This window comes from Thalassolituus sp. LLYu03 (genome assembly GCF_050507655.1).
GTDB lineage: Bacteria > Pseudomonadota > Gammaproteobacteria > Pseudomonadales > Oceanobacteraceae > Venatoribacter.
The window spans coordinates 3,608,288-3,632,721 of sequence record NZ_CP191496.1 but is presented as its reverse complement, the minus strand read 5'-3'; the positions used below and the strand labels follow the sequence as shown (position 1 = coordinate 3,632,721).

The window sequence follows — 24,434 nt, the reverse complement described above, 5'->3', positions numbered from 1 at the left end:
CAGCTGGATACGCTCGTTCCGGGCGTTGTCTTCGCAACATTCGCCCGCAAGCACAGAATTCATAAGAGGAACACCGAATGAGTGAGCAGAGTTACGACTCGTCGAGTATTAAGGTCCTGAAGGGCCTGGATGCCGTACGCAAACGCCCGGGTATGTACATCGGGGATACCGACGATGGTACGGGTCTGCACCACATGGTGTTCGAAGTGGTGGATAACTCCATCGACGAAGCACTGGCCGGTTACTGCGACAAGGTAGACGTGGTTATCCACGAAGATAACTCGGTTTCCGTTGCCGACAACGGCCGTGGTATTCCGACCGATCTGCACCCGGAAGAAGGCGTATCCGCGGCTGAGGTTATTCTGACCGTACTGCACGCGGGCGGTAAGTTCGACGACAACTCCTACAAGGTATCCGGTGGTTTGCACGGCGTGGGCGTTTCCGTTGTGAACGCGCTGTCTGAGAAGCTGAAGCTGACCATCCGCCGCAACGGAAAACTGTTCGAGCAGGAATACACCCACGGTGTACCGGACTACCCGCTGAAAGAAGTGGGCGTGACCGAAGGCCGCGGTACGTCTGTGCGCTTCCTGCCGTCCAAGCTGACCTTTACCAACAAAACCGAATTCAGCTACGACTACCTGGCCAAGCGTCTGCGTGAGCTGTCGTTCCTGAACTCAGGTGTGCGTATTCACCTGAAAGACGAACGCAGCGACCGTGAAGACGTGTTCGCCTTTGAAGGTGGTCTGGGTTCCTTCGTGAACTACCTGAACGAAGGGAAAACCGCGCTGAACGACGTCTTCCACTTCAACGTACAGCGTGAAGATGGCATCGGCGTTGAAGTGGCTCTGCAGTGGAACGACGGCTTCCAGGAAAGCATTCACTGCTACACCAACAACATTCCGCAGCGTGATGGCGGTACTCACTTAGCCGGCTTCCGTGCCGCGCTGACCCGTACCCTGAACAACTACATCACGCAGGAAGGTCTGGATAAGAAAGCCAAGGTAGCCACCACCGGCGACGACGCCCGTGAAGGTCTGACCGCGATTATCTCCGTGAAAGTACCGGACCCTAAGTTCAGCTCCCAAACCAAAGACAAGCTGGTTTCCTCTGAGGTTAAACCGGCTGTGGAACAGGAAATGGGTCGTCTGTTTGCCGATTACCTGCTCGAGAAGCCACAGCAGGCGAAAGACCTGGTGGGCAAGATGATCGACGCCGCCCGTGCCCGTGAAGCGGCGCGTAAAGCCCGTGAAATGACCCGCCGTAAAGGCGCGCTGGATATCGCCGGTCTGCCGGGCAAGCTGGCTGACTGTCAGGAAAAAGACCCGGCACTGTCTGAAATTTACCTGGTGGAAGGTGACTCGGCGGGTGGTTCTGCGAAGCAGGGCCGTGACCGCCGCACCCAGGCGATTCTGCCGCTGAAAGGTAAGATTCTGAACGTCGAAAAAGCCCGCTTCGACAAGATGCTGTCTTCCGCGGAAGTCGGCACCCTGATCACCGCTCTGGGCTGCGGCATTGGCCGTGAAGAATTCAACGCCGACAAATTGCGTTACCACAGCATCATCATCATGACCGACGCCGACGTCGACGGTGCGCACATCCGTACGCTGCTGTTGACCTTCTTCTTCCGTCAGATGCCGGAAATCATTGAACGCGGTCACGTCTACATTGCTCAGCCACCGCTTTACAAACTGAAGCGCGGTAAGCAGGAGCAGTACATCAAAGACGAAGACGCGATGGAAAGTTACCTGACCCACGTGGCGCTGGAAAAAGCAGCCCTGCATCCGTCGGCAGAAGCACCGTCCATCAACGACGAAGCCTTCGCGTCTCTGGTAGCCGACTACCGCGCGGCGCAGGAAACCGTACAGCGTATGGCGAACCTTGCCCCGACCGAAGTACTGCACCAGATGCTGACACTGCCACGCATGACGGCCGCTGATCTGGCCGACAGCGCCAAAGCCGGTGACTGGGTAGCGAAACTGTCTGCCAACCTGCCGGATGCCGGCCGCAGCGGCAGCCACTTCCATGTGGAACTGGTGGCCGACGGCGAGCGCAACAGCAATAAAGTGCTGGTGAAAGTAATCACCCACGGTATTCCGAAAGAATACCGTCTGGATACCGACTTCTTCTCTGGCTCTGGCTACAACAAGCTGGCCACCATGAGCGAGAAGCTGGCAGCCACTCTGGAAGAGGGTGCCTTTATCCAGCGCGGTGAGCGTACCTTCGTGATTGCCGATTTCTGGGACGCCATTCAGTGGCTGCTGGGCGAAGCCAAAAAAGGCATCAACATCCAGCGCTATAAAGGTCTGGGTGAGATGAACCCGGATCAGCTGTGGGAAACCACCATGGACCCGGCCACCCGTCGTATGCTGCGCGTAACCATCGAAGACGCCATCGGCGCCGACCGTATGTTCACCACCCTGATGGGTGACGACGTAGAACCGCGTCGTGCTTTCATCGAAGCCAACGCTCTGAACGTCGCCAACCTGGACTTCTGATCCGGTTTGGCTCTGGGATGTTTCACGTGGAACATCCCGGACGTTCTTTCAAGAAAGCCCCGGCAGCGCAAGCAACCGGGGCTTTTTTATGCCCGCAGTAACTGCCATTCCTGCTTGAATCAAACCTTTTGTGATCACTTTGTGGTAACGTGCGCGCCTTTCGTTTGACTGCCCGGTCAGAAATTAACCGGGAAAGATGAGGATGCTCTATGAACGCTGTTGTGATCGCCGTAGTACTGATGCTGGTGCTCAGTCTTGCGCGCATGCATGTGATGGTGGCGATGATCGTCGCTGCTTTTGTTGGTGGCTGGGTGGGCGGGCTCGACCTGAACACCACGCTGGAAGCCTTTAACGCCGGTATCGGCGGTGGTGCGGGCATTGCGCTGAGTTACGCCCTGCTGGGTGGCTTTGCCGTGGCGATTTCGCTGTCAGGCCTGCCGCATTTGCTGGCCGATGCCATCCTCAAACGCATAGGGGCTGAAACCGGTGGTAAGCAATCACTCTGGCTGAAGAACGCGCTGTTGCTGCTGTTGCTGTCAGCCGCTGTGATGTCGCAGAACCTGATTCCGATCCACATTGCCTTTATTCCGATCCTTGTGCCGCCGCTGCTGATGGTGATGGCCAAGCTGAACCTCGACCGCCGTCTGGTCGCCTGTGTGCTGACTTTCGGTCTGATCACCCCATACATGTTCCTGCCGGTCGGCTTCGGTACCATTTATCTGAACGACATCCTGCTCGGCCGCGTGGCGGAAGCCGGTCTGAACGTTGAAGGGGTATCCGTGGTAAAAGCCATGGCCATTCCGGCGCTGGGCATGGTGGCCGGCCTGCTGATCGCTGTGCTGTTCAGCTACCGCAAGCCGCGTGAATACAACATCGCCCGCATCGCGGTGGCCGAACACACCGGCCGCACTTACGACCGTAAGTCCTTACTGATTGCCGCAGCCGCGGTGGTGCTGGCGTTTGTGGTGCAGCTGTCGACAGATTCCATGGTGCTGGGCGCCATGGCGGGCTTCGTGCTGTTCTCCGTGACCGGCGTGGTGCGCTGGAATGAGTCGGAAGGTGTGGTACTGGATGGCATCAAGATGATGGCCTCCATCGGCTTTATTATGATCGCCGCATCCGGCTTTTCAGAAGTGCTGGAGAAAACCGGCCACATTGCCGAGCTGGTGAACGGTTCTGCCGGCTGGCTGGGTGACAACAAAGCGCTGGCCGCTCTGTTGCTGCTGGTTGTGGGCCTGCTGCTGACCATGGGGATTGGCTCGTCGTTCTCGACCATCCCGATCATCGCTGCTATCTATGTGCCGCTGTGCGTGCAGATGGGCTTCAGCCCGCTGGCGATTGTGGCTCTGGTGGGTACTGCAGGCGCTCTGGGCGATGCCGGTTCACCGGCGTCGGATTCGACATTGGGGCCGACTGCCGGTCTGAACGCCGATGGCCAGCATAATCACATGCGCGATACCGTGGTGCCGACCTTCCTGCACTTCAACCTGCCGTTACTGGTTGCCGGCTGGATTGCCGCGATGGTGCTGTAACGACCGTTTAACCTGTCTCTGAGCCGTCAGAAGCGCTTGCCGCTGCTGTCGGCTTCCACCACGTCGCCGCTGAACGGCGTCGCTGACACCCGCTCAACCTGCAGGTTGATCCAGCCCTCAACACGTTCACTGAGCTGTGCTGTGGTCATGCCTTCGGGCTCGATCAACGGGCTGATGACCAGATGAATGGTGCCCGGGCGTTTCACCCAGGAATTGTTCGGCCAGTGCTCACCGGAGTTGTGGGCAATGGCCAGCACCGGCGCCTGACTCTTGGTCGCCAGCATGGCACCGCCTTTGGAGAAGGCTTTGCGCTTGCCCGGCGGCACCCGGGTGCCCTCGGGAAATACCAGCACATGAATGCCGCTGTTGAGGCGGTCAGCACCCTGAGTGAGTACCTGCTTCAGCGCGTTGGTCTTCTGACTGCGGTCGATAAAAATCGGATGAATCAGGTTCAGCATCCAGCCAAACAGCGGCAGGTAGAACAGCTCCTTTTTAACCACCTGCACGTGCGGGGCAATCAGGGTTGGCAGGAAGAACGTTTCCCAGGTGCTCTGATGCTTGCTGAGCAACACGCAGCTGCGGCCGTCACGTGGAATGTTTTCCTTCCCTTCAAGCTGACAGCGGATGCCGCAGAACAGACGCAAGCCCCAGATGGCGAGTTGGCACGGCACCACCATCACAAAGTAGTTGCGGGCTTTCAGCGGCAGAAACAGGCCGATGGTAAAGCTGGGGATAAACCAGACCAGGGTGATCAGCGTGAGCCAGACATAGAAGCAGGTGGTTCTGACTTTCAGAAAAGCCCCGGAAACCGGAGAAACGTCTGCTGCACTGTCGGTGAATATTGCCATGGGGTCGCCGCGATCCTGAATGAATACTGTCTTTATACCATCACTGTGGATTCCGGTTTGTTACCAGAATTCCTCAATCTTTTTCCTATGGACAAAGGCGCCGCTGCTGCTCCGCCGAGGCCATAAATCATCGAATTACCCATGCTTTATTCTTAGAGATAAACGGAGTAAGTGAGACCAACGTTCTTAATTGATAGCTTCATCAGGCGGGCTCAGGCCCGGTTCGAACTCCAATAAGAATAAGGACATCTCATGCACAATTCATTGCGTCAGATTACGCTGGCGATTCTGGTAGCAAGCCTGACTGCCTGCGGCGGCGACAGCGGCGATCAGGATGGTTATTCCGTCGATACCAATGTGAAACCTGCTCCGGAAAATCCGGCCGCAGCCACCCGAACGCTGGCATTCAGTGTCGACGTAGCCAGCGCGCTGAGTGCCGGCATCAGCGCCAGCCGGGTTGAGGTACGCGTGTACAACGACCTGCTAGAGCGCCGCGCACAGGCGGAACTGAGCGATCAGGCGGCAAGCGTCAGCTTCAGTGCTCTGCCACTCGGCAGCTACAGCATTGCCATTGAGGTCTATGACGGCGATACGCTGATTGCGACGGGCTCTGGTACTGCACAGGTGGGCGCGGACAGTACGTCCGCCGTGAGTCTGGTGCTGAATCCGGTGACGGGCAATCTGGATGTGGCGATCTGCATGCCGGACATTGCCACCCAATACTTCAACGGCATTGGTGCGGGATCGCTCTATCGCCCTGCTACAGAAATGCTGGCCGCGGCTGATTCTGAACCGGCGGCGCAGGCCTATCACGCCGCCTTTGATGCCGCATCCGATGTGACCTACAGCTTCCGCGTGGGAGATACCAGCATTCCGGTGCCGGCTGAGGGCGAGGTGATTCCATTGCATACCGACCATGGTGCCTTGCTGTCGATCAGCGACAGCAATGGTGTGCTGATGGATTTGTCCGGCTGCAACACCCGCCTGCTGGTGACACGCCAGACCAATCAGATCAGCCTCTGGTACGCGATGCCGCAAGCCTATGATGCTCAGTTTGATATTAAGTCGGCGATGATTGTTGTGGGATCGATTCTGAGTGATGCGCTGGGCATGGTGGTGACCCTGACGGACAGCGACGGTGATGCGGGTGTTGCTGATGCAGAGTCGCTGAGCGACATCGACTTCTCGCGTTTTGATAGCCAGACCCTGACATTGGGGGTACCAGTACCGGGCGGGTTTACAGGTACTGCCGGTCTTATCTTCTCCGAGCCTCAATCCCTGATTGATCAGCAGTTCTTCTATTCGCAAACGGAGTAACGGGCAGCAATAAAAAAGCCGGCATACGCCGGCTTTTTTATGCCGCTTACTGCAGCAGGAAATCGGCAAATGCCCTGAGGTCGTCGAACACAGGTGCTGTCTCCAGTCCGGAGGTCGCCGCCAGTTTAGCTTCGCTTTTCGCCCCTTTGCCGGTGCGCACCAGCGCCGGTTTGCAGCCTGCAGCAACGCCGGCTTCCAGATCGCGGATCGAATCACCCACCATCCAGCAGCCCTGCGCCGACACCTTCAGCGCCTGCTCAATCTGATGAATCAGGCCGGGAAGTGGTTTGCGGCAGTCGCAGTCGTCATCCGGGCCGTGGGGGCAGAACGCGATATGGGCGAACGAACCGCCTTCAGCCGCGGCGAGTGCCGTCATTTTGGCATGCATAGCGTCGAGGTCTGCCTGGGTGAAATAACCGCGCGCCAGGCCACTCTGATTGGTCGCCACCGCGATGGTGTAACCGGCTTTGCATAAACGGCCAACCGCTTCGGCACTGCCCTGCAGAGGAATCCATTCATCCACGGATTTGATGTAGTCGTCGGAGTCTTCGTTCAGAACGCCGTCGCGGTCGAGAATAATCAGTTTCATAGCATGTCCTTAAACAAAAACGGGAGCGCCCTGCGGCTGCTCCCGTTTTCATGGTACTGACGTCAGTCTCAGCCTTGCAGCAGAGAAATATCGGCGATGCCGATAAACAGACCCTGCAGCTGCTTAAGCAGTGCCAGACGGTTGTTTTTCACGGCTTCGTCGTCGGCCATCACCATGACGTTGTCGAAGAAGCTGTCGACCACGGCGCGCAGGCCGGCCAGTTCGGTCAGCGCGGCGCTGTAGTCGCCTTTGGCCATCAGCGGAGCAACGGCCTGTTGCTTGGCGGCAACCTGTTCAGCCAGTGCTTTTTCTTCCGCCTGTTGCAGTAAGTTGGCACTTACATTGGCAACGACTTTGTCGCCGCCGTTCTTGGCCAGAATGTTGGACACACGCTTGTTAGCGGCAGCCAGCGCTTCTGCGGCGTCGAGCTTGCCGAACTGGTGAACGGCCTGAACGCGGCGGTTAATATCCAGCGCGTTGGTGATGGCCAGGGCACGCACTGACTGGAATACGCCCGCCGGAATGCCTTCGTCGGCGTACCAGGCGCTGAAGCGATCCAGCATGTATTCCACCAGAGTGGCTTTGGTGTCGGCTTTAAGTTCTGCCGACCAGCCGCTTTCCAGTGCCCAGCCGATCAGGTCGCCCAGATCGATGTCGATTTGTTTCTCAACCAGAATACGCAGCACGCCCAGAGACGCACGACGCAGCGCGAACGGGTCTTTGGAACCGGTCGGAATCTGGCCGATGCCAAACAGACCCACCAGACTGTCGAGACGGTCGGCCAGTGCGATCAGGGTACCGGTGGTGGTGGCTGGCAGTGCGTCACCGGCGAAGGCCGGCATGTACTGTTCAACCATGGCGGCGGCTACGTCGGCCGGTTCGCCATCGTGCTCGGCGTAGTATTTACCAGCCAGACCCTGCATCTCGGCGAATTCGCCGACCATGCTGGAAACCAGATCGTTTTTGCACAGGTGCGCGGCGCGCTGCACCAGCACTTCGTCGGCGCCCAGACGCTCAGCAATCTTGCTGGCCAGTGCGCTGATGCGACGGGTTTTATCGGCCACAGAGCCCAGACCATTTACCCACACCACGTTTTCCAGTTTCGGGAAACGGCTGGCCAGCGGGTGCTTACGGTCGGTGTCCCAGAAGAAGGCGGCGTCGGACAGACGTGGACGAATCACTTTCTCGTTGCCGGAAATCACCTGCGCCGGGTCTTTCGACTCGATGTTGGCGATGGTGATGAAGTTCGGCATCAGCTTGCCGTCTTTCATCACGTGGAAGTATTTCTGGTGTTCTTTCATGGACGACACCAGCGCTTCCGGTGGTACGCGCAGGAAGGATTCGTCGAACGAACCGGCCAGAGCCACCGGCCATTCGTTCAGCGCAGTCACTTCGTTGAGCAGGTCGTCGCCGATGATGGCTTCGCCACCCAGCTTCTTCCCGGCCGCGGTAACCTGTTCTTTGATCAGCGCAGCGCGCTCATCGAAGTCGGCCATCACGTAAGCCGCACGCAGTTTGCTTTCGTATTCGGACGGCGCATTCAGCACCACAGGCGCTGGTGCGTGGAAACGGTGACCACGGCTGGTGTTGCCGGCTTTCAGGCCCAGCACTTCACCGTCGACCACGTCGTTGCCGAACAGCATCACCAGCCACTGCACCGGACGCACGAATTCAACGCGCGAAGAACCCCAGCGCATACGCTTAGGAATCGGCAGCTTGTCGAGGCTGTTCTGCACGATGGCCGGCAGCAGCTCAACCGTGCTCTTACCTTTGATGGTGCGCTGAATCATCAGCTTGCCGTTGTCGCCTGTCTTCAGGTCAGCAGCGGTGGCGCCGGCACGGGCGGCAAAGCCTTCAGCGGCTTTGGTCAGCTTGCCTTCGGCGTCGTAGGCGATGTTGGCCGGTGGGCCGTAAATGGTTTCTTCCTGATCGGCCTGCTGGGCTTCCAGCGCGGCGATGCGCACGGCCAGACGACGTGGTGCGGCGAATGACACCACAGCGCCAAAGTTCAGACCGGCGTCTTTCAGGCCTTGTTCAATGCCAGAGGTAAACGCGCCGGACAGGGTTTTCAGTGCCTTTGGTGGCAGCTCTTCGGTACCCAGTTCAACCAGAAAATCTTGGGTTTGAATTTGAGAGGCACTCATTACTTCTTCTCCTGGGCTTCTTTCTCAGCTTTCTGGGCCAGATAACGGGCCAGAACGTCAGCGCGGTTGGCTTCTTCCGCCAGCGGGAAGCCTTTCTCAGCGCGGCTGTCGAAGTAGGCCTGAGCGACTGAGCGCGCCAGGGTGCGCACGCGCAGGATGTAACCCTGACGCTCGGTCACGGAGATGGCGCCACGGGCATCCAGCAGGTTAAAGGTGTGCGAGGCTTTCAGAACCTGTTCGTAAGCGGGCAGCGGCAGACCGGCTTCGATCAGGCGCTTGCAGTCTTTTTCGTACTGGTTGAAGGCGACGAATAGGAAATCGACATCGGCGTGTTCGAAGTTGTAGGCCGATTGTTCCACTTCGTTCTGGTGGAACACGTCGCCGTAGGTCACGGCTTTGCCGTCAGGGCCGTAAGTCCATACCAGGTCGTACACGGAATTCACTTCCTGCAGGTACATGGCGATACGCTCAAGACCGTAAGTGATTTCGCCGGTAACCGGGAAACATTCCAGACCGCCCACCTGCTGGAAGTAGGTGAACTGAGTCACTTCCATGCCGTTCAGCCACACTTCCCAGCCCAGACCCCAGGCACCCAGAGTCGGCGATTCCCAGTTGTCTTCGACGAAGCGGATATCGTGCACAGACGTGTCGACGCCCATGGCTTTCAGGGATTCGAGGTATTTTTCCTGAATATCCACCGGGTTCGGCTTCATCACCACCTGGAACTGGTAGTAGTGCTGCAGACGGTTCGGGTTTTCGCCGTAACGGCCGTCGGTCGGACGGCGGCTTGGCTGCACATAAGCAGAGGCCCAGTTCTCCGGACCGATCGCGCGCAGGAAAGTGGCGGTGTGGAAAGTACCCGCACCCACTTCCATATCCAGAGGTTGGTTAATCACACAGCCCTGTGCGGACCAGTATTCCTGCAGGGCAGCAATCAGGCCCTGAAAGGTTTTGACGTTGTGGCGACTCTGACTCACGGTGGAATTCCTGTGTTGGCAGTGCCCGGACAAAGAAAAGGGTGCCCGGCTTGCTGTTCGCGAAATAAAAAGACGCCGGATTATAGCAGCGATGCGCCCTGAGAACAGGGGCTGGAGGACAGTCGCCCGACTTATCGGTCAGGCTTTTCAGTGGAGAGTAACCGAAACGGTTTCAGGGTAAGTGAATACACACTTTTGCGCCGCCTTCTTTACGGTTGGTAAGGGTCACGCGGCCATGCTCCTCACCCAGCTTATGGTGCTCGGCAATCAGTTGTACGAAGTAGAGCCCAAGGCCTGTGCCCTCGGTTTTGGTGGTGTCTTTATCGCCGCTGAGCACGGCCTCATCGAAGCCGTGTCCGTTGTCCTCGAGGCACAGGGTCAGGCCTTCGCTGTCGTCGGCCGATAGTCGGATCTGGGTCGCGCCGGCCTGCGCACTGTTGGAGATCAGGGTGACCAGCGCCAGATGCAGCAGGGTTTCGTTGTAGAACGCCTGGCAGTCGTCGTCGATGTCGTTGCTGAAACTCAGGGTCGGGAATTGCAGACTGGTGGCTTCGATGGCGTCGCTGACGGTGTCGCGCGGCCAGGCGTCGTCCATCGGAAAGTGGTCACGTTGTTCCAGCCGGAACAGAGACACCATCTGCATGGTGTCGTTCTTCAGGCGGTTGGTGCGCTGCAGAATGGGCAGCAGATGATTGTGGTAGCGCTTGGGAATGCGGGCGATGGCTTCCTGCTCGTAATCCAGCAGGGCCTGCAGCTGATTTTTCAGGTCGTGAATAACGGCTCCGACCAGTTGTTCGAATTTCATTCCGGCTGTCCTCAGAGGCCGGCGGCACGCTTCAGCCGGCTGTAACTTCCTTTCAGGCGTTCGTAACGTTCCGAGCGGTCATCGTTGGTGCCGATAAAACCGATGCGCTGAAAATAGCGGAAGCAGTCTTTCAGCTGGGCAACATCCACCTGAGTGCTTTCGATCAGGCTGATTTTTGCCTGAATGGCGTTCAGCAAGACGCTGACACCGGCCTCGTCGTAAGAAGCGGCTTCGTCAAAGGCGGCGACCGCCTGTGGGTATTCGCCTTTTTCGTAGTAGCTCACACCCTTGGCGTTCATCTCGGTGGTGTACTCGCGGATGGCGATCTTGTTCAGATTATCTTCCATCACCTGCAGCCTGGTCAGTGACTCATCGCTCATCCCGCGGTCACGCAAATGGCGGATAAGCTGTTTGGCTTTCACGTGCTGGTCGGTGTCTATGTACGCCTCGGCCATCTGCAGCTGATATTGCTCGGCCGGATTTTTCATTTTCTTCAGTAATTCTTCAGCGCGTTTGGCAGAGGCGCGCGCGTTGTCGCTATCGTTCAACGCAACATAGGTTTTGCCTTCGACGATGCTGGTCTCGAACATAACCGTATCCTGACCGGCGTAATCCTGACGTAATTCTTCGATGGCTTTAAAGGCTTTATCTGCGCGTAATTTCTGTTCGCGGCTGTCGCCCGGCTTCAGCAACAGGCGCGCGCATTGGGCAAACTGCAGATAATTGGCGGAGGTTTTATAGCAGGAATTACGGCCCAGTTTCATCGCCTGTTCAAAGGCTTCTTCGGCCACCGGCATATCGCCGTTTTCGTAAGCAATGCGCCCCAGTTCCATTTGCCGCAGCACGGCTTTAGGGGAAATAGAAACGGCTTTTTCCAGCTGCGCCTGCGCTTCTTTGTGCTGACCTAAACTGCGCAGAATAATGGCGCACCAGTCGTAGCACTGCACATACATCGGGTGGGCCTGCAGCGTCTGTTGCAGCAGTGCCAGCGCCGAGCGTGAATCGCCGAGAAAATGGATGCAGATCGCCTGACCAAGACGCGCCCAGGATACGGATCTGTGATTCAGCAGCGACGAATAAATGGCCAGCGCCGCGTCGTATTTTCGCTGGCGGATATACAACTTACCCAGCAGGCGGGTAAGCGGCATGATCAGACGTTTATTGTGTTTCGCCAGCAGGGCTTCGGCCAGTGCAATGGCGCGGTCGATGTCGCCCAGATCAATCGCCAGATCGATCTCGGTCATTTCTTGTTTCACCGCCATAATCCGGTTCAGCCGCTCGCGCAGCATGTTCGGCGTAAAAGGTTTGGTGATGTAGTTATCGGGCTCGTATTCGAGGGCGCCCATGACCATGTCGACGGCATTTTCGCCGGTCACCAGAATAAACAGCGACGTGGCTTTCAGGCGGTCGCTGTAGCGTGCTTCTTCCAGAATCTGCTGGCCATCTTTGCCTTTGCCGAGGTTGTAGTCGGAGAACACGATGTCGTAATCACGCTCCATCAGAAACTGCATGGCTTCGCGGCCGTCGGTGGCGGTGTCGATCTGCACAGCGCCCAGCAGTACCAGAATTTTTTTGATCGAGCTGCGGGCTTCTACCAGGTCATCGACGACCAGGATGCGTTTGTCGCGCAGCGCTTGTTCCAGGTTGATCATGGGCAGGCAGATGTTTCAGAAATGGACTGTTGTTGAGTCTAGCAGAGCAACAGACTGGTGCCGGACCGGGGACTAAAGTTTGTACCCTCTGGCCTTTAGGCTTGCCCCGTTCAATTGAGGGCACGCAGCATGAAAGCATTTCAGGGTTATCTGGCCATCACCATTATCCGCATCCTGAGCCTGTTACCGCTCGGCTGGGCACAGGCTTTTGGCCGCGCGACCGGCGCCGTACTGTTCCGCGCCGGTGGTTCTGTCCGCCGGATTGGCGACGTTAACCTGAGCCTGTGTTTTCCCCAGATCAGTGCCGGCGAGCGCCTGCAACAGGTGCGTGCCGCCTGTGAAAATACCGCGATGACCTTTGCCGAACTGGGCCTGATGTGGGCCCGCCCGCCGGCGGATGGACTGGCCAGCATCCGTGAGGTGCATGGTGACGACTTATTACAGGCTGCGCTGGATAAAGGCCGCGGCATCCTGTTGCTGGCCCCTCACCTGGGTAACTGGGAGCTGGCCAATACCTATATTGCTGACCGTTGCCAGCTGACCGCCATGTACCGCCCGGCGCGCAACCCGGTGTTCGACCGCTGGATGCACGGTCGCCGCGAACAGACAGGTGCTACGCTGGTGCCGACCACGGTTGCGGGCATCAAGGCCTTGTACCGCAGCCTGAAAGACGGCGGTGTGGTGGGCTTTCTGCCCGATCAGGAGCCGCAGCGTGATGGCGGCGAATTCGTGCCGTTTATGGGCATCAACGCCCTGACGCCGCGTCTGCCCCACCAGATTCTGCAGCGCACGGGTGCCACCGCGCTGTTCATTTTCGCCCGCCGTCTGCCTGATGGACGTGGTTTTGCCATTCACTTTGTGGCACCACCTGAGGACATTTATTCCGCCGATACCGGGCTGGCGCTGACCGCCATGAACGACGGCGTTGCCGAATGTATCCGCCATTGCCCGGAGCAGTATCAGTGGCTGTACAAGCGCTTCAAGCGTCAGCCGGTGGGCGGAACCCATTACTACCGCAAGACCGCCGCACTGCACTGAACGGATTGTTCACCGCGTTATTACCGCCGTTGTTGCATCAGCGCCCCAGACTGTTGCGCTGACGTCGCATCTGGTTACACTGCGACTCCCCTGAAGGAGTTGTACTGTGAATTCTCTGTTTGGTTATCTGATGATTGGCCTGGTCAAGCTGCTGGGCCTTATTCCGCTGGCACAAGCGCAGGCGGTTGGTCGTGCGATTGGCTGGGCACTGCGTGTACGCCGTACCCGTTCGCGTGAAGTGGCGCGGGTGAATCTGGCGTTGTGTTATCCGGATATGGCGCCCGCTGAGCGCGAGGCTCTGCTGGCTGACACGCTGGCCGAAAACGGCATGATCGCCGCCGAAATGGGCCCGATGTGGGGCTATGCGCCCGAGCGTACTGCTGGTCTGATCCGCAACATCATCGGTGAAGATGTGCTCGACGAAGCCATCGCCGATCCGCGTGGTCTGATCCTGCTGGCGCCGCATCTGGGCAACTGGGAAATCATCAATAACTACATCGCCACCAAGTGTCCGATCACCATCATGTATCGTCCGGCCAAAGTACCGGTGTTCAATAACTGGATGGTGGCGCGCCGCGAAAACGTGGGCTGCAAACTGGTGCCGACCACCCGTGCCGGTGTGAAGGGCCTGTTCGATGTACTGAACGCCGGCGGTATGATCGGTTTTCTGCCGGATCAGGAGCCAAAAGAAAAAAGCGGTGTGTTCGCGCCGTTTATGGGCATCGAAACCCTGACCCCGAAACTGCCGCATGAAATGCTGAAGAAAACCGGTGCCATCGGTATTTACGGTTTTGCCAAACGTCTGCCCAATGCCGAAGGTTTCGACATTTACTTCATTCGTGCTCAGGACGATTTGTACGATGCCGACGCGCGCGTGTCCGCCACCTCGCTGAACCGCAGTATCGAAGAATGTATTGGTTACTGCCCGGCGCAATATCAGTGGACGTACAAGCGCTTTAAGCGTCGTCCGGAAGGCCTGAAGAATCCGTATAAAGAAGCAAAAGTGCCCTGAGGGGCACTTTTTCCTGAGGGGCGCTTTTTATTGGCGGCGCGTCTTTGGATTTGGACGTTATGCCGATGCTGTTCAGAAGCGGCTTTTATCTGCCGCTCTGACGCCTGAAAAACCGTTACTGGTCGGCGTCTTTGTCGGTGGGGCGTGACGCTTTGCTGAAGCGTCGCAACTGATGCATCTGCTCACCAAAGCGGCGGCAGCCGGTGCACATCAGGGTGTGGAAGCGCAGGCTGGTTTTTTCGCTCAGGCTCAGCGGCCGCTCCTGAGCTTCTGACAGCAGTCGGGTCGCTTCTTCACAATTCATCATGCGCGGCTACCTCCGCCGAACCAGTTATTTTCCAAACAATCGCGCAGTTTCAGACGGGCCCGGTACAGCAGCACATGCAGATTGCTGGTGCTCAGTTGCAGGGCATCGCAGATTTCATCACTGCTGAGTTCAACGAATTCACGCATCATAAACGCCCGGCCCTGTTCCGCTGGCAGGGCTTCCAGACAGGTGTCGAACACCCGCCAGAAATGCTCATCGTGCACCAGACGCTCGGGTGCATCCCAGCTCTGGGGCTTGGTGTCCGCTTTCCAGTGACCGTCCTTATCGAAGTGGTCGTCGTGACCCCCGCATTCCTTACAGGTTTCTTCTGAAATCAGTGGGTCGCGGTAGCGGGCACGCAGGGCGTCGGCGATTTTGTTCTTCAGAATGGCGAACACCCAGGTCTTGAGGCTGGCGGCGCGCTGGAAGGATTCGGCATTTTTCAGGGCGCCGGCCAGCGCTTCCTGCACTATGTCTTCGGCCAGCGTGTCGTCACTGAGCTGCAGGCGGGCGAAGCCCAGCATCTGGCGGCGCAGCTCGGTCAGTTGCTGATCAGACAGGGCTGCGGCGTTCACTCAGTTTCTCCAGAAGCTTGGGCTTAACAGCACCAGCAGGGTGAAAATTTCCAGACGCCCGAGCAGCATGGTCAGTGCCAGCAGCCATTTGGCGGTGTCGGAAATATTGCCGTAATGGGCTGACACATCGCCAAGGCCCGGACCCAGATTATTCAGGCAGGAGCCGACCGCCGAGAACGCGGTGACCTGATCCAGACCAGTCGCCATCAGCAGCAGCATCATCACCATAAAGGTAACGATGTACATGGCAAAGAAGCCCCACACGGCATCCAGAATCCGGTCGGGCACGGCGCGTTTGCCGAGCTTCACCGGGATCATGGCGTTGGGGTGAATCAGACGGCGGATTTCTCGCACGCCCTGTTTGTAAATCAGCAGCACGCGGATCACCTTCATACCGCCGCCGGTCGACCCGGTACAGCCGCCGATAAAGGCCATCATGAACAGCAGCACCGGCAGAAACACCGGCCAGACCGAGAAATCCGAGGTGCCGAAGCCAGCAGTGGTGGCCACAGACACCAGCTCAAACAGGCCGTAGCGCACGGAATTGGCGAAGTCGTAGGTGTCGGTGTACCACAGTGCGGACACTGTCATCAGCGCGCCGCCGCCTAGCACCAGAAAGAAGAACTTCAGCTCGGAGTCGGCCCAGTAATGGCTGAGCGTGCGGTTGCGCCAGGCGTAGAAATGCAGCGAGAAATTGAGCGCCGCGATCAGCATAAAGAAGATGGCGATGCCTTCGATCAACGGGCTGTTGAAGTAGCCGATGGACGCATCGTAGGTCGAGAAGCCGCCGATACCGACGGTCGCCATGCTGTGCGCGGCGGCGTCGAACAGATCCATGCCGGCGGCCCAGTACGCCAGTGCGCAGGCCAGCGTCAGGAACAGGTAGATGTACCACAGGGCTTTGGCGGTTTCAGCGATGCGCGGTGTCAGCTTGGTGTCTTTCATCGGCCCCGGCATTTCGGCGCGGTACAGCTGCATCCCGCCGATGCCGAGCATCGGGAGAATCGCCACGGCAAGAACGATAATCCCCATGCCGCCCATCCATTGCAGCTGCTGGCGGTACCAGAGAATGGACTTCGGCAGATGCTCAAGGCCAGTCATCACAGTGGCGCCTGTGGTGGTCCAGCCGGACAGCGATTCGAAAAAGGCGTCGGCGAAACCCAGCCCCGGGTTATCCGAAATCATGAACGGCAGCGTGCCGGCCAGACCCAGTGTCAGCCAGAACAGCGAAGCGATCAGAAAGCCGTCGCGGGTGCGCAGGTCCTGACGGACGTTACGCACCGGCAGCCAGGAGGTGAAGCCGATGCCGAAAATCAGCGCCATGGCGGTGACGAACGCCTGCAGGGCGCTGTCGTTGTAGTACATGGACACCAGAATCGGCGGCAGCATGGTGATGCTGAACAGCATCAGGAAGATTCCCAGAATCCGGGCAATTACGCTCAGGTGCATCCTTTGCTCCGCAACTCAGAAGAAGCCCAGACCCACCTGGAACAGGCGTTCGACATCCGGAATGTGGCGTTTCTTCATCACGAACATGATCACGTGATCGTCGGTTTCCACCACCACATCCGAGCTGGCCATGATCACGTCATCACCGCGCACGATGGCACCGATGGTGGTGCCCGGCGGCAGTTTGATCTCGCGGATTTTGCGGCCAACTACCTTGGACGAACGGCTGTCGCCGTGGGCGATGGCTTCGATGGCCTCGGCCGCACCGCGGCGCAGCGAGTGCACGTTCACCACGTCACCACGGCGCACGTGGGTCAGCAGACTGCCGATGGTGGCCTGCTGTGGTGACAGCGCCACGTCGACCATGCCGCCCTGCACCAGATCGACATACGCCGCTTTGTTGATCAGGGTGATCACCTTGCGCGCGCCCAGACGTTTGGCCAGCAGCGACGACATGATGTTCACTTCGTCGTCGTTGGTCAGCGCGCAGAACACGTCGGTGGTGTCGATGTTTTCTTCTTCCAGCAGCGCTTTGTCGGTGGCGCTGCCGAGCAGCACCACGGCGCGGCTCAGGTTTTCACTGAGGAAGCGCGCACGCTCGGTGCCGTGCTCGATGATCTTGATCTGGTAATCTTTTTCCAGCGCCTTGGCCAGACGGTAACCGATGTTACCGCCGCCAACGACCATTACCCGGCGGTAGGAATCTTCTTCGCGGCGCAGCTCGCTCATCACTTTGCGGATGTGCTCTTTGGCGGCCACGAAGAAGACTTCGTCGTCGGCTTCAATCACGGTGTCGCCGGTTGGCTCAATGGCTTTGTTGCGGCGGAATACCGCCGCTACACGGGCGTCGATGTCCGGCAGGTGATTCTTCAGCTGGCTGATGGCCTGACCGACCAGCGGGCCGCCGTAGTAGGCTTTCACCGCAACCAGCTGGGCACGGCCGTCGGCGAAATCCATCACCTGCAGCGCGCCCGGGTATTGCAGCAGGCGGCTGATGTAGTTGGTCACCACCTGTTCCGGCGAAATCAGGACGTCGATCGGGAAGGCGTCGTTGCGGAACAGCTCAGCCTGTTTCAAATATTGGCCGGTGCGGATACGGCTGATCTTGGTGGGGGTGCGGAACAGGGTGTAAGCGACCTGACAGGCGACCATGTTGGTTTCGTCGGAGTTGGTCACGGCGATCAGCATGTCGGCGTCGTCGGCACCGGCGTCACGCAGGATGTTCGGGTACGAGGCACGACCGACGACGGTTTTGATGTCGATGCGGTCCTGCAACTCGCGCAGGCGCTCAGCGTCTGTATCGACGACGGTAATGTCGTTCTGCTCGTTGGCGAGGTTTTCCGCGAGTGAGCCACCGACCTGGCCGGCGCCCAGAATAATAATTTTCATACGGTTTCTTCACCTCAGACGGATGGGCTCCGTCTGTTACGTCCTTTCCGCCCGCTTGGTCAGCAGGGCATAGTAAAACCCGTCGTGGCCATCGTGCTGCGGCAGCAGCTGCCGCCCGGCATTACAGGTGTTTCCCCACGAAAAGTCCAGTTTCTCCAGACAAAGGTCTGGTTTGGCGTCTGCAAAGCGCTGCACCTGTTCCGCGTTCTCCTGCGGCAGCACCGAACAGGTGGCGTACAGCAGGCGGCCGCCCGGTTTCAGCAGGCTCCAGGCGGTGTCGAGCAGACGGGCCTGAACCTCGGCCAGCTGGTCAATGTCTTCTCGGCGGCGCAGCAGTTTGATGTCTGGGTGGCGACGGATCACACCGGTGGCTGAGCAGGGAGCATCGAGCAGAATGGCGTCGAACGGTTCGCCGTCCCACCAGTTGTCAGTATCGGCCATATCGGCGCACACCACATCCGCCTTCAGTCGCAGGCGGTCGAGGTTTTCGTGCACGCGCCCTAAGCGGCTTTCTTCGATGTCGAGTGCCACGACGCGGGCATCGGCCTGTTCCAGCAGGTGGCAGGTTTTGCCGCCGGGGGCCGCACAGGCGTCGAGCACGCGTTCGCCGTCTTTGGGGGCGAGCAGCAGAGCGGCCAGCTGGGCGGCTTCGTCCTGCACGCTGAAGTCGCCGTCGGCAAAGCCCGGCAGCTGAGTGACGTCGCAGGCTTTCGCCAGATAAATGCCCACCGCGCTGTGCTCGGCGGCGCGGGCGTCAACACCGGCCTGACTCAGACGCTGCAGGTAGTCGTCACGGCTGACGTGGCGGGCGTTCACACGCAGGCACAGTGGCGCCTGCTGGTTGTTCTGTTGCAGCACATCCTGCCATTGCTCCGGCCAGGCTTTGCTCAGCATTTTGACCAGCCATTTCGGATGGCTGGTGGCGGTGACCGGGTTGTCATCCAGCGCCGGCAGCAGGCTTTCGTACTCACGGCCGAAACGGCGCAGGCAGGCATTCAGCACGGATTTGGCGTAGCCCTTGCCCAGTTCTTCGCACACTTCCACCGTGGCATGCACCGCCGCGTGCGGCGCTTTGCCCTGCACGGCCAGCTGATACAGGCCGATGATCAGCAGGGCTTCGAGGTCCTGATCTTCCGGTGGGAAGGGGCGGCTGAGCAGCATCTTGGCCAGCGCGTTCAGACGCTGATAGTGACGGCAGCTGCCGAGCACCAGATCGCGCAGAAAGCTGCGGTCGGTTTCGTCAACGCGGGCTTCCAGCGGAGGCAGGCTCTGGTTGAGTGACTGACCACCGAGAACGGCGGCCAGTGCCATGGCGGCGGCGCGGCGGGCGCTCAGGGTGCTGTCTTTGGCGTTGCCCCAGGGTGACGGCGCGCTCACAGCGAGGACGCCAGCATATGGTTAGGCTGGAACAGCTGCGGCTGTCCGTTGATAACGTCGGCGATGCTCATGGCTTTCTTGCCCGGCAACTGCACCTGAGTAATGCGCAGGGTGCCTTCGCCGCAGGCCACTTCGAGCCCTTGCGGACTGACGTTGGCGATGGTGCCCGGCAGCAGATGTGTGGCTTTTTCAACGGGCTCGGCCATTAACACGCGGATGCGTTCGTCACCCAGCAAGGTGAAGGCCATCGGGAACGGGTTAAACGCACGCACGCGCAGGGCAATCTCATCAGCCGGCTGCTGCCAGTTGATCAGGGCTTCTTCTTTCAGCAGCTTGTGCGCGTAGTTGGCCAGTGCGTCGTTTTGCTTTTCGGGTGCAAGGGTCTGGGTTGCTACCTGAGCCAGTGTATTCAGCAGAGCGCCCGGGCCCATCTCCGCCAGACGGTCGTGCAGCGAGCCGCCGGTGTCGTCGGCCAGAATGCCGGTGGTGACCTTGCTCAGCATGTCGCCGGTATCCAGACCTTTGTCCATCTGCATGATGGTGATGCCGGTCATTTTGTCACCGGCTTCAATGCAGCGCTGAATCGGCGCGGCACCGCGCCAGCGTGGCAGCAGCGAAGCGTGCACGTTCAGGCAGCCGTATTTCGGGGCATCGAGCACGCTTTGCGGCAGGATCAGGCCGTAGGCGACCACCACCATAACGTCGGCGTTCAGGCTTTTCAGCTGCTCAACGTCGGCCGGATCCTTGAAGTTCAGCGGCTGAAAGACCTCTAGGCCGTGCTCCAGCGCCACCTGTTTGACGGGGCTCGGCTGCAGCTTCTTGCCGCGTCCGGCCGGACGGTCGGGTTGGGTATAAACGCCGATCACCTCGTGTTCGCTGTTGATCAGCGCCTGCAGGTGAATGGCTGCAAACTCCGGCGTACCGGCAAAGAGGACGCGTAAGGCCATTACTTCTTACCCTGATTGCGGGCTTCCAGTTTGTGTTTCTTTTCCAGCTTGTCTTTGATGCGGTTGCGCTTCAGCGGCGAGATGTAATCGACCATCAGCTTGCCTTCGAGGTGATCCACCTCGTGCTGAATGCACACCGCCAGCAGACCACGGCATTCCAGCTCAAACGGCTTGCCGTCGCGGTCGGTGGCTTTCACCAGACAGTGTTCGATGCGGGTTACGTCTTCGTAGAAACCGGGCACCGACAGACAGCCTTCCTGCATGGTTTCCAGTTCACCTTCGAGGACGGTGATTTCCGGGTTGATGAACACCAGAGGCTCGGACTTATCCTCCGACACGTCGATGGTGATGATGCGCTCGTGCACATTCACCTGAGTCGCGGCCAGACCAATGCCCGGAGCGTCGTACATGGTGTCGAACATGTCGTCGACAATGGCGCGTACGCGATCGTCAACCTCGGCCACTGGCGCGGCTTTGGTGCGTAAACGGGGGTCCGGGTATTCTAAAATTTCGAGTATGGCCATAGAGTTGAGTGCTTTTATAGAACTATGTGGTCGTGACTTGCTAAGATGCGGGTCCGGCAGTGAATTTAAACGCGTGATTGCCGATCCGCCAATGATAAAGGGAATACAGGATGAGCAAAACCATCAAGGGCATTCTGGTTGCTGGTTTGATGGGTCTTTCGTTCAGTGCCATGGCGCTGACGCTGAAGGCCGACGCTCCACAGCGCTACACCGTTAAGGATGGCGACACCTTGTGGGGAATCTCCGAGCGTTTTACCAATGACCCGTGGCAGTGGCCTGAAATCTGGTACCAGAACGATCAGATCAAAGACCCGCACCTCATCTTCCCTGGCGACGAACTTGGCCTGGTGGCCGTTAACGGTGAAACCCGCGTCACCGTGACCAAGCGTGGCGAAGCCAGCCGCACCGTCAAGCTGCAGCCGACCGCCCGTATTGAACCGATTGAATCTGCGATTCCTGCCATTCCTCAGGACGCCATCCGCAGCTTCCTGCGCGACAACCGTGTCGTCGCGCCGGTTGAACTGGAAAAAGCCCCGCGTGTTCTGTCCGGTACCGACAGCCGCATCCTGATGGGTGCCGGCGGTACTGTGTACGCCCGCGGTGACTTCGGTGGCGAAACCGCCGCTGCGTACGGCCTGTTCCGCAAAGGTCAGGTGTACCGTGATCCGGAAACCGACGAAGTGCTGGGTCTCGAAGCCGTTGAAATCGGTGTCGGCCGTGTGAAAGCACAGAAAGACGACATCGTGACGCTCGAACTGGAACGCACAAACCAGCAGGTCTCCATCGGCGATCGTCTGCTGCCAACCGAAGACCGCGACCTGATCGCCAACTACTACCCGAAAGCACCGGAAGCCGGTGTGCATGGCCAGATCCTGGCGGTGAACGGCGGTGTGACTCAGGTGGGTCAGTATGACGTGGTGGTGCTCAACCGTGGCGAGCGCGACGGTCTGAGCCCGGGCGCTGTGCTGAACGTGATGAAAGCCGGTGAAGTGGTGTACGACCGAGTTGCCGGTGAAAAAGTGCGTCTGCCGGAAGAACGTGCCGGAACCGTGATGGTGTTCCGTGCCTTCGAAAAAATGTCGTACGGTCTGATCATGCGCGCCACCCGTCCACTGCGCGTGGGCGATAAGGTCGAAAACCCGAACAAGTAAGCCTTCTTTAAGGAATCATTATGCTCAGGGACGAGCTGTTACAGGCCTGGTGGCGCTTAGCGCAGCTGCCGGGCGTCGGCAATGTCAGCCTCAACGACATCCGCACTCAGCTCGGCGCCCCGGGCAACCTCCTGAAAACCCCGCCTGAACAACTGATCGCATTGGGTCTGTCCGCAGACGCCGTTGACCGTTATCAGCACGACGACAGTTTGAGCATGGGCTTTGAGGCCGTGCGCCAGTGGCGCCATCAGAACCGCTGCGGCGTGTTGCTGGCCGGCATGGCGCCGTATCCACAGCAACTGGCGGCGGTAGCCGATGCGCCACTCATGCTGTTTTATCACGGTGACCTCGAAGCCCTGAATCTGCCCATGGTGGGCATGGTTGGCAGCCGCAATCCGACCCCCTACGGTCTGGAGTGGGCGCAGCAGGCGGCCGCCGAATTGACCGCCGCCGGCGTGTGTGTGGTCAGCGGACTGGCGCTGGGCATCGACGGTGCCGCACATCAGGGTGCGCTGAAAAACGGCCGTACCGTGGCGGTGCTGGGCACAGGACCGGACGTGATTTATCCACAGCGTCATCTCGGTCTGGCGCAGATGGTGATGCAGAAAGGCCTGCTGCTGTCAGAATTTCCGCCGGGTACGCCGGCCAAACCGGAACACTTTCCCTCCCGCAACCGCATCATCAGCGGCCTGAGTCTGGGCGTGGTGGTGGTTGAGGCGGCGATCAAAAGCGGCTCGCTGATCACTGCCCGTCAGGCTGCCGAACAGGGGCGTGAGGTGTTTGCCCTGCCGGGCGCGGTGACCAACCCGCTCAGTCACGGGTGTCATCAGCTGATCCGCGACGGCGCCATTCTGGTTCAGAGTGCAGCGGACGTGCTGCAGGAACTGTCCGTCGGGCAGACTGTCACTGCCGTGCAGGCCGAACTTCCCCTGAGCAACAGCCGGGTGCCAGTGCTGGTGACCCACATCGATTATGCCGCTACCAGTACCGATGTGATCGCCATCCGTTCGGCGCTGAGCATCTCGCAATTATTACCGCAACTGCTCGACCTTGAATTGCAGGGCTGGCTGGCACAGGTGCCGGGCGGCTATATGCGGCTGAAGTAACGGTCGCAGCTGCGCCTACAAACTCTTTATCAGCAGAAAAATAAAGAGCGCGATCAGCAACAGATAACCGGCAATGACCTGCACATACTGAGATTGGTTTTTCTCAGTGTCGTACCAGCGGCCAAAAGCAAAAATACGCTTATTCTTCAGGCCGCTGATCAGCACACCGATCACAGCAACCAGAGCGATACTGATGATATAAGGCAGCAAGGCGGTATCGGCAGATGTTGGCATGTCAGTCACCATGATCATCCTTGGTATGTATCGCCAGCGGGTTTCTGGCTACGAATTCTGAGCAGCAATGAACAGCAGCAAACTGATGAGCAGCCAGAGCAGGATTTCAAATATCAGCGTTCGTTTCATGTGCTTCGACATTGCCTGAACAGATTACTTTAATCATGACCCGATGCTCAGGGCTGTGACAAATGGCATTCATGAAGACAAAGTGAACGGCATCGATATCCGGCTGAATGCACCGGCGGCGACATGCGTCTTAAGTCGTCATCAGTAGTTTTACGTCCGTAAAAACCGGATGCCCGAAGTGACATCCGGTGCCCATCTGCAGGCATGCATGCGCCTGAGTCTTGTCGCCCGCTGACCCTTGTTGTAGGGTGCCGCTTTCCTTTTACCGGCAGGCAGATTAAGCGTGAATTCCTGGCATCTGAGCCGCGCCGTACATTGCGTCCGCGAGGGCGGTGTACTGGCCTATCCGACTGAGGCCGTCTGGGGTCTGGGCTGCGACCCGGCCAACGACGCCGCCATCGAACGTATCCTGGAACTGAAACAGCGCCCGTGGCAGAAGGGGCTGGTGATGGTTGCGTCTTCTTTAGAGCAGCTGCACGACTGGATTCTGCCCTTGAGTGAAGACGATCTGGCGCAGATCTGGCCGACCTGGCCGGGCCCTGTGACCTGGGTGTTGCCGTGTCGCGACGAGGTATCGCAAGTGCTGCGCGGTGAGCATCAGTCGCTGGCGGTGCGCATCACCGATCATCCGCTGGTGCGCGCCTTGTGCAACGAAGTGGGCCCGCTGGTGTCTACGTCGGCTAACCCGGCTGGTAAAGAGCCGGCGCGCAGCCGGCTGCGTGTGCGTCAGTATTTTGCTGATGAGCTTGAATACATTCTTCCGGGGGATCTGGGCGGACGCCGCCAGCCGTCGGAAATCCGCACGCTGGATGGCCAGCGTCTGCGTTAACAGGAGAC

22 protein-coding genes are annotated in these 24,434 nt (G+C 58.9%); 8 read left to right on the top strand and 14 right to left on the bottom strand.

Annotated features, from left to right (window positions below; translation table 11 throughout):
- The first annotated feature begins 77 nt into the window (after window positions 1-77).
- Complete coding sequence (gyrB, locus tag ACQUQU_RS16190) at window positions 78-2,495, top strand: DNA topoisomerase (ATP-hydrolyzing) subunit B (RefSeq protein WP_430460743.1); 2,418 nt, start codon at window positions 78-80, stop codon at window positions 2,493-2,495.
- 209 nt (window positions 2,496-2,704) lie between these two features.
- Window positions 2,705-4,027, top strand: a complete 1,323-nt coding sequence (locus ACQUQU_RS16185; protein WP_430460742.1) for a Na+/H+ antiporter family protein — start codon at window positions 2,705-2,707, stop codon at window positions 4,025-4,027.
- Between the two features lie 26 nt (window positions 4,028-4,053).
- Here the strand turns inward: ACQUQU_RS16185 and ACQUQU_RS16180 are convergent, their stop codons facing one another.
- The gene (locus ACQUQU_RS16180; protein ID WP_430460741.1) at window positions 4,054-4,875 is read right to left on the bottom strand and encodes a lysophospholipid acyltransferase family protein; all 822 of its coding nucleotides are present in this window, start codon (window positions 4,873-4,875) and stop codon (window positions 4,054-4,056) included.
- Between the two features lie 252 nt (window positions 4,876-5,127).
- Between ACQUQU_RS16180 and ACQUQU_RS16175 the strand changes: the two genes are divergently transcribed.
- Window positions 5,128-6,192, top strand: a complete 1,065-nt coding sequence (locus ACQUQU_RS16175; RefSeq protein ID WP_430460740.1) for a hypothetical protein — start codon at window positions 5,128-5,130, stop codon at window positions 6,190-6,192.
- Between the two features lie 46 nt (window positions 6,193-6,238).
- Here ACQUQU_RS16175 and gmhB read toward each other — a convergent pair whose 3' ends face one another.
- The 5 genes from gmhB to ACQUQU_RS16150 all read right to left on the bottom strand — a co-directional run bounded on the left by gmhB (window position 6,239) and on the right by ACQUQU_RS16150 (window position 12,359).
- Window positions 6,239-6,781: a D-glycero-beta-D-manno-heptose 1,7-bisphosphate 7-phosphatase gene (gene gmhB, locus ACQUQU_RS16170; RefSeq protein WP_430460739.1), complete on the bottom strand. Its 543-nt coding sequence runs from the start codon at window positions 6,779-6,781 to the stop codon at window positions 6,239-6,241.
- Between the two features lie 68 nt (window positions 6,782-6,849).
- The gene (gene glyS / locus ACQUQU_RS16165) at window positions 6,850-8,925 is read right to left on the bottom strand and encodes a glycine--tRNA ligase subunit beta (protein ID WP_430460738.1); all 2,076 of its coding nucleotides are present in this window, start codon (window positions 8,923-8,925) and stop codon (window positions 6,850-6,852) included.
- Window positions 8,925-9,902, bottom strand: a complete 978-nt coding sequence (glyQ, locus tag ACQUQU_RS16160) for a glycine--tRNA ligase subunit alpha (protein WP_430460737.1) — start codon at window positions 9,900-9,902, stop codon at window positions 8,925-8,927. The genes glyS and glyQ overlap by 1 nt, the downstream gene beginning before the upstream one ends.
- Before the next feature lie 172 nt (window positions 9,903-10,074).
- The gene (locus ACQUQU_RS16155; RefSeq protein ID WP_430460736.1) at window positions 10,075-10,707 is read right to left on the bottom strand and encodes a sensor histidine kinase; all 633 of its coding nucleotides are present in this window, start codon (window positions 10,705-10,707) and stop codon (window positions 10,075-10,077) included.
- Between the two features lie 11 nt (window positions 10,708-10,718).
- Complete coding sequence (locus ACQUQU_RS16150; RefSeq protein WP_430460735.1) at window positions 10,719-12,359, bottom strand: tetratricopeptide repeat protein; 1,641 nt, start codon at window positions 12,357-12,359, stop codon at window positions 10,719-10,721.
- Between the two features lie 129 nt (window positions 12,360-12,488).
- Between ACQUQU_RS16150 and ACQUQU_RS16145 the strand changes: the two genes are divergently transcribed.
- Both ACQUQU_RS16145 and ACQUQU_RS16140 read left to right on the top strand, forming a co-directional pair.
- The gene (locus ACQUQU_RS16145) at window positions 12,489-13,397 is read left to right on the top strand and encodes a lysophospholipid acyltransferase family protein (RefSeq protein ID WP_430460734.1); all 909 of its coding nucleotides are present in this window, start codon (window positions 12,489-12,491) and stop codon (window positions 13,395-13,397) included.
- Window positions 13,398-13,503: 106 nt separating this feature from the next.
- A complete protein-coding gene (locus ACQUQU_RS16140) occupies window positions 13,504-14,409 on the top strand; it encodes a lysophospholipid acyltransferase family protein (RefSeq protein ID WP_430460733.1) in 906 nt (301 codons plus the stop codon).
- Between the two features lie 115 nt (window positions 14,410-14,524).
- On the opposite strand, the gene ACQUQU_RS16135 is transcribed toward ACQUQU_RS16140, so the two are convergent.
- From ACQUQU_RS16135 to def, 7 genes are read right to left on the bottom strand one after another with little or no spacing between them, the layout of a single operon-like run.
- Window positions 14,525-14,716, bottom strand: coding sequence for a zf-HC2 domain-containing protein (locus tag ACQUQU_RS16135; RefSeq protein ID WP_430460732.1), 192 nt, complete (start codon window positions 14,714-14,716; stop codon window positions 14,525-14,527).
- Window positions 14,713-15,291 (bottom strand): sigma-70 family RNA polymerase sigma factor, encoded by a 579-nt coding sequence (locus tag ACQUQU_RS16130; protein ID WP_430460731.1) that lies wholly within the window; start codon window positions 15,289-15,291, stop codon window positions 14,713-14,715. The genes ACQUQU_RS16135 and ACQUQU_RS16130 overlap by 4 nt, the downstream gene beginning before the upstream one ends.
- A complete protein-coding gene (locus ACQUQU_RS16125) occupies window positions 15,292-16,740 on the bottom strand; it encodes a TrkH family potassium uptake protein (RefSeq protein ID WP_430460730.1) in 1,449 nt (482 codons plus the stop codon).
- 15 nt (window positions 16,741-16,755) lie between these two features.
- A complete protein-coding gene (gene trkA, locus ACQUQU_RS16120; protein ID WP_430460729.1) occupies window positions 16,756-18,129 on the bottom strand; it encodes a Trk system potassium transporter TrkA in 1,374 nt (457 codons plus the stop codon).
- Between the two features lie 36 nt (window positions 18,130-18,165).
- Entirely contained in the window at window positions 18,166-19,506 is a 1,341-nt protein-coding gene (gene rsmB / locus ACQUQU_RS16115; RefSeq protein ID WP_430460728.1) for a 16S rRNA (cytosine(967)-C(5))-methyltransferase RsmB, read from the bottom strand.
- Window positions 19,503-20,453, bottom strand: coding sequence for a methionyl-tRNA formyltransferase (gene fmt / locus ACQUQU_RS16110; protein WP_430460727.1), 951 nt, complete (start codon window positions 20,451-20,453; stop codon window positions 19,503-19,505). Before fmt ends, rsmB begins: the two co-directional genes overlap by 4 nt.
- Window positions 20,453-20,977 (bottom strand): peptide deformylase, encoded by a 525-nt coding sequence (def, locus tag ACQUQU_RS16105; RefSeq protein WP_430460726.1) that lies wholly within the window; start codon window positions 20,975-20,977, stop codon window positions 20,453-20,455. Before def ends, fmt begins: the two co-directional genes overlap by 1 nt.
- Before the next feature lie 110 nt (window positions 20,978-21,087).
- Between def and ACQUQU_RS16100 the strand changes: the two genes are divergently transcribed.
- Window positions 21,088-22,128: a LysM peptidoglycan-binding domain-containing protein gene (locus ACQUQU_RS16100; protein WP_430460725.1), complete on the top strand. Its 1,041-nt coding sequence runs from the start codon at window positions 21,088-21,090 to the stop codon at window positions 22,126-22,128.
- Between the two features lie 20 nt (window positions 22,129-22,148).
- Window positions 22,149-23,234 carry a DNA-processing protein DprA gene (dprA, locus tag ACQUQU_RS16095; protein WP_430460724.1) on the top strand — a complete coding sequence of 362 codons (1,086 nt, stop codon included), beginning with the start codon at window positions 22,149-22,151 and terminating at the stop codon, window positions 23,232-23,234.
- A 15-nt stretch (window positions 23,235-23,249) separates the two neighbouring features.
- Here the strand turns inward: dprA and ACQUQU_RS16090 are convergent, their stop codons facing one another.
- A complete protein-coding gene (locus ACQUQU_RS16090; protein ID WP_430460723.1) occupies window positions 23,250-23,468 on the bottom strand; it encodes a hypothetical protein in 219 nt (72 codons plus the stop codon).
- Between the two features lie 412 nt (window positions 23,469-23,880).
- Here ACQUQU_RS16090 and ACQUQU_RS16085 point away from each other — a divergent pair, with 412 nt between their 5' ends.
- Window positions 23,881-24,426 carry an L-threonylcarbamoyladenylate synthase gene (locus tag ACQUQU_RS16085; protein WP_430460722.1) on the top strand — a complete coding sequence of 182 codons (546 nt, stop codon included), beginning with the start codon at window positions 23,881-23,883 and terminating at the stop codon, window positions 24,424-24,426.
- Window positions 24,427-24,434 lie beyond the last annotated feature (8 nt).

Excerpts from the sequence above, each read along its gene's own strand:
- dprA (WP_430460724.1), top strand. The coding sequence starts at position 22,149 with ATGCTCAGGGACGAGCTGTTACAGGCCTGGTGGCGCTTAGCGCAGCTG.
- ACQUQU_RS16090 (WP_430460723.1), bottom strand. The coding sequence starts at position 23,468 with ATGCCAACATCTGCCGATACCGCCTTGCTGCCTTATATCATCAGTATC.
- ACQUQU_RS16175 (WP_430460740.1), top strand. The coding sequence starts at position 5,128 with ATGCACAATTCATTGCGTCAGATTACGCTGGCGATTCTGGTAGCAAGC.
- def (WP_430460726.1), bottom strand. The coding sequence starts at position 20,977 with ATGGCCATACTCGAAATTTTAGAATACCCGGACCCCCGTTTACGCACC.
- gmhB (WP_430460739.1), bottom strand. The coding sequence starts at position 6,781 with ATGAAACTGATTATTCTCGACCGCGACGGCGTTCTGAACGAAGACTCC.
- glyS (WP_430460738.1), bottom strand. The coding sequence starts at position 8,925 with ATGAGTGCCTCTCAAATTCAAACCCAAGATTTTCTGGTTGAACTGGGT.
- ACQUQU_RS16100 (WP_430460725.1), top strand. The coding sequence starts at position 21,088 with ATGAGCAAAACCATCAAGGGCATTCTGGTTGCTGGTTTGATGGGTCTT.
- ACQUQU_RS16180 (WP_430460741.1), bottom strand. The coding sequence starts at position 4,875 with ATGGCAATATTCACCGACAGTGCAGCAGACGTTTCTCCGGTTTCCGGG.
- ACQUQU_RS16185 (WP_430460742.1), top strand. The coding sequence starts at position 2,705 with ATGAACGCTGTTGTGATCGCCGTAGTACTGATGCTGGTGCTCAGTCTT.
- ACQUQU_RS16155 (WP_430460736.1), bottom strand. The coding sequence starts at position 10,707 with ATGAAATTCGAACAACTGGTCGGAGCCGTTATTCACGACCTGAAAAAT.
- ACQUQU_RS16145 (WP_430460734.1), top strand. The coding sequence starts at position 12,489 with ATGAAAGCATTTCAGGGTTATCTGGCCATCACCATTATCCGCATCCTG.
- fmt (WP_430460727.1), bottom strand. The coding sequence starts at position 20,453 with ATGGCCTTACGCGTCCTCTTTGCCGGTACGCCGGAGTTTGCAGCCATT.
- ACQUQU_RS16150 (WP_430460735.1), bottom strand. The coding sequence starts at position 12,359 with ATGATCAACCTGGAACAAGCGCTGCGCGACAAACGCATCCTGGTCGTC.
- ACQUQU_RS16125 (WP_430460730.1), bottom strand. The coding sequence starts at position 16,740 with ATGCACCTGAGCGTAATTGCCCGGATTCTGGGAATCTTCCTGATGCTG.
- trkA (WP_430460729.1), bottom strand. The coding sequence starts at position 18,129 with ATGAAAATTATTATTCTGGGCGCCGGCCAGGTCGGTGGCTCACTCGCG.
- gyrB (WP_430460743.1), top strand. The coding sequence starts at position 78 with ATGAGTGAGCAGAGTTACGACTCGTCGAGTATTAAGGTCCTGAAGGGC.
- ACQUQU_RS16135 (WP_430460732.1), bottom strand. The coding sequence starts at position 14,716 with ATGATGAATTGTGAAGAAGCGACCCGACTGCTGTCAGAAGCTCAGGAG.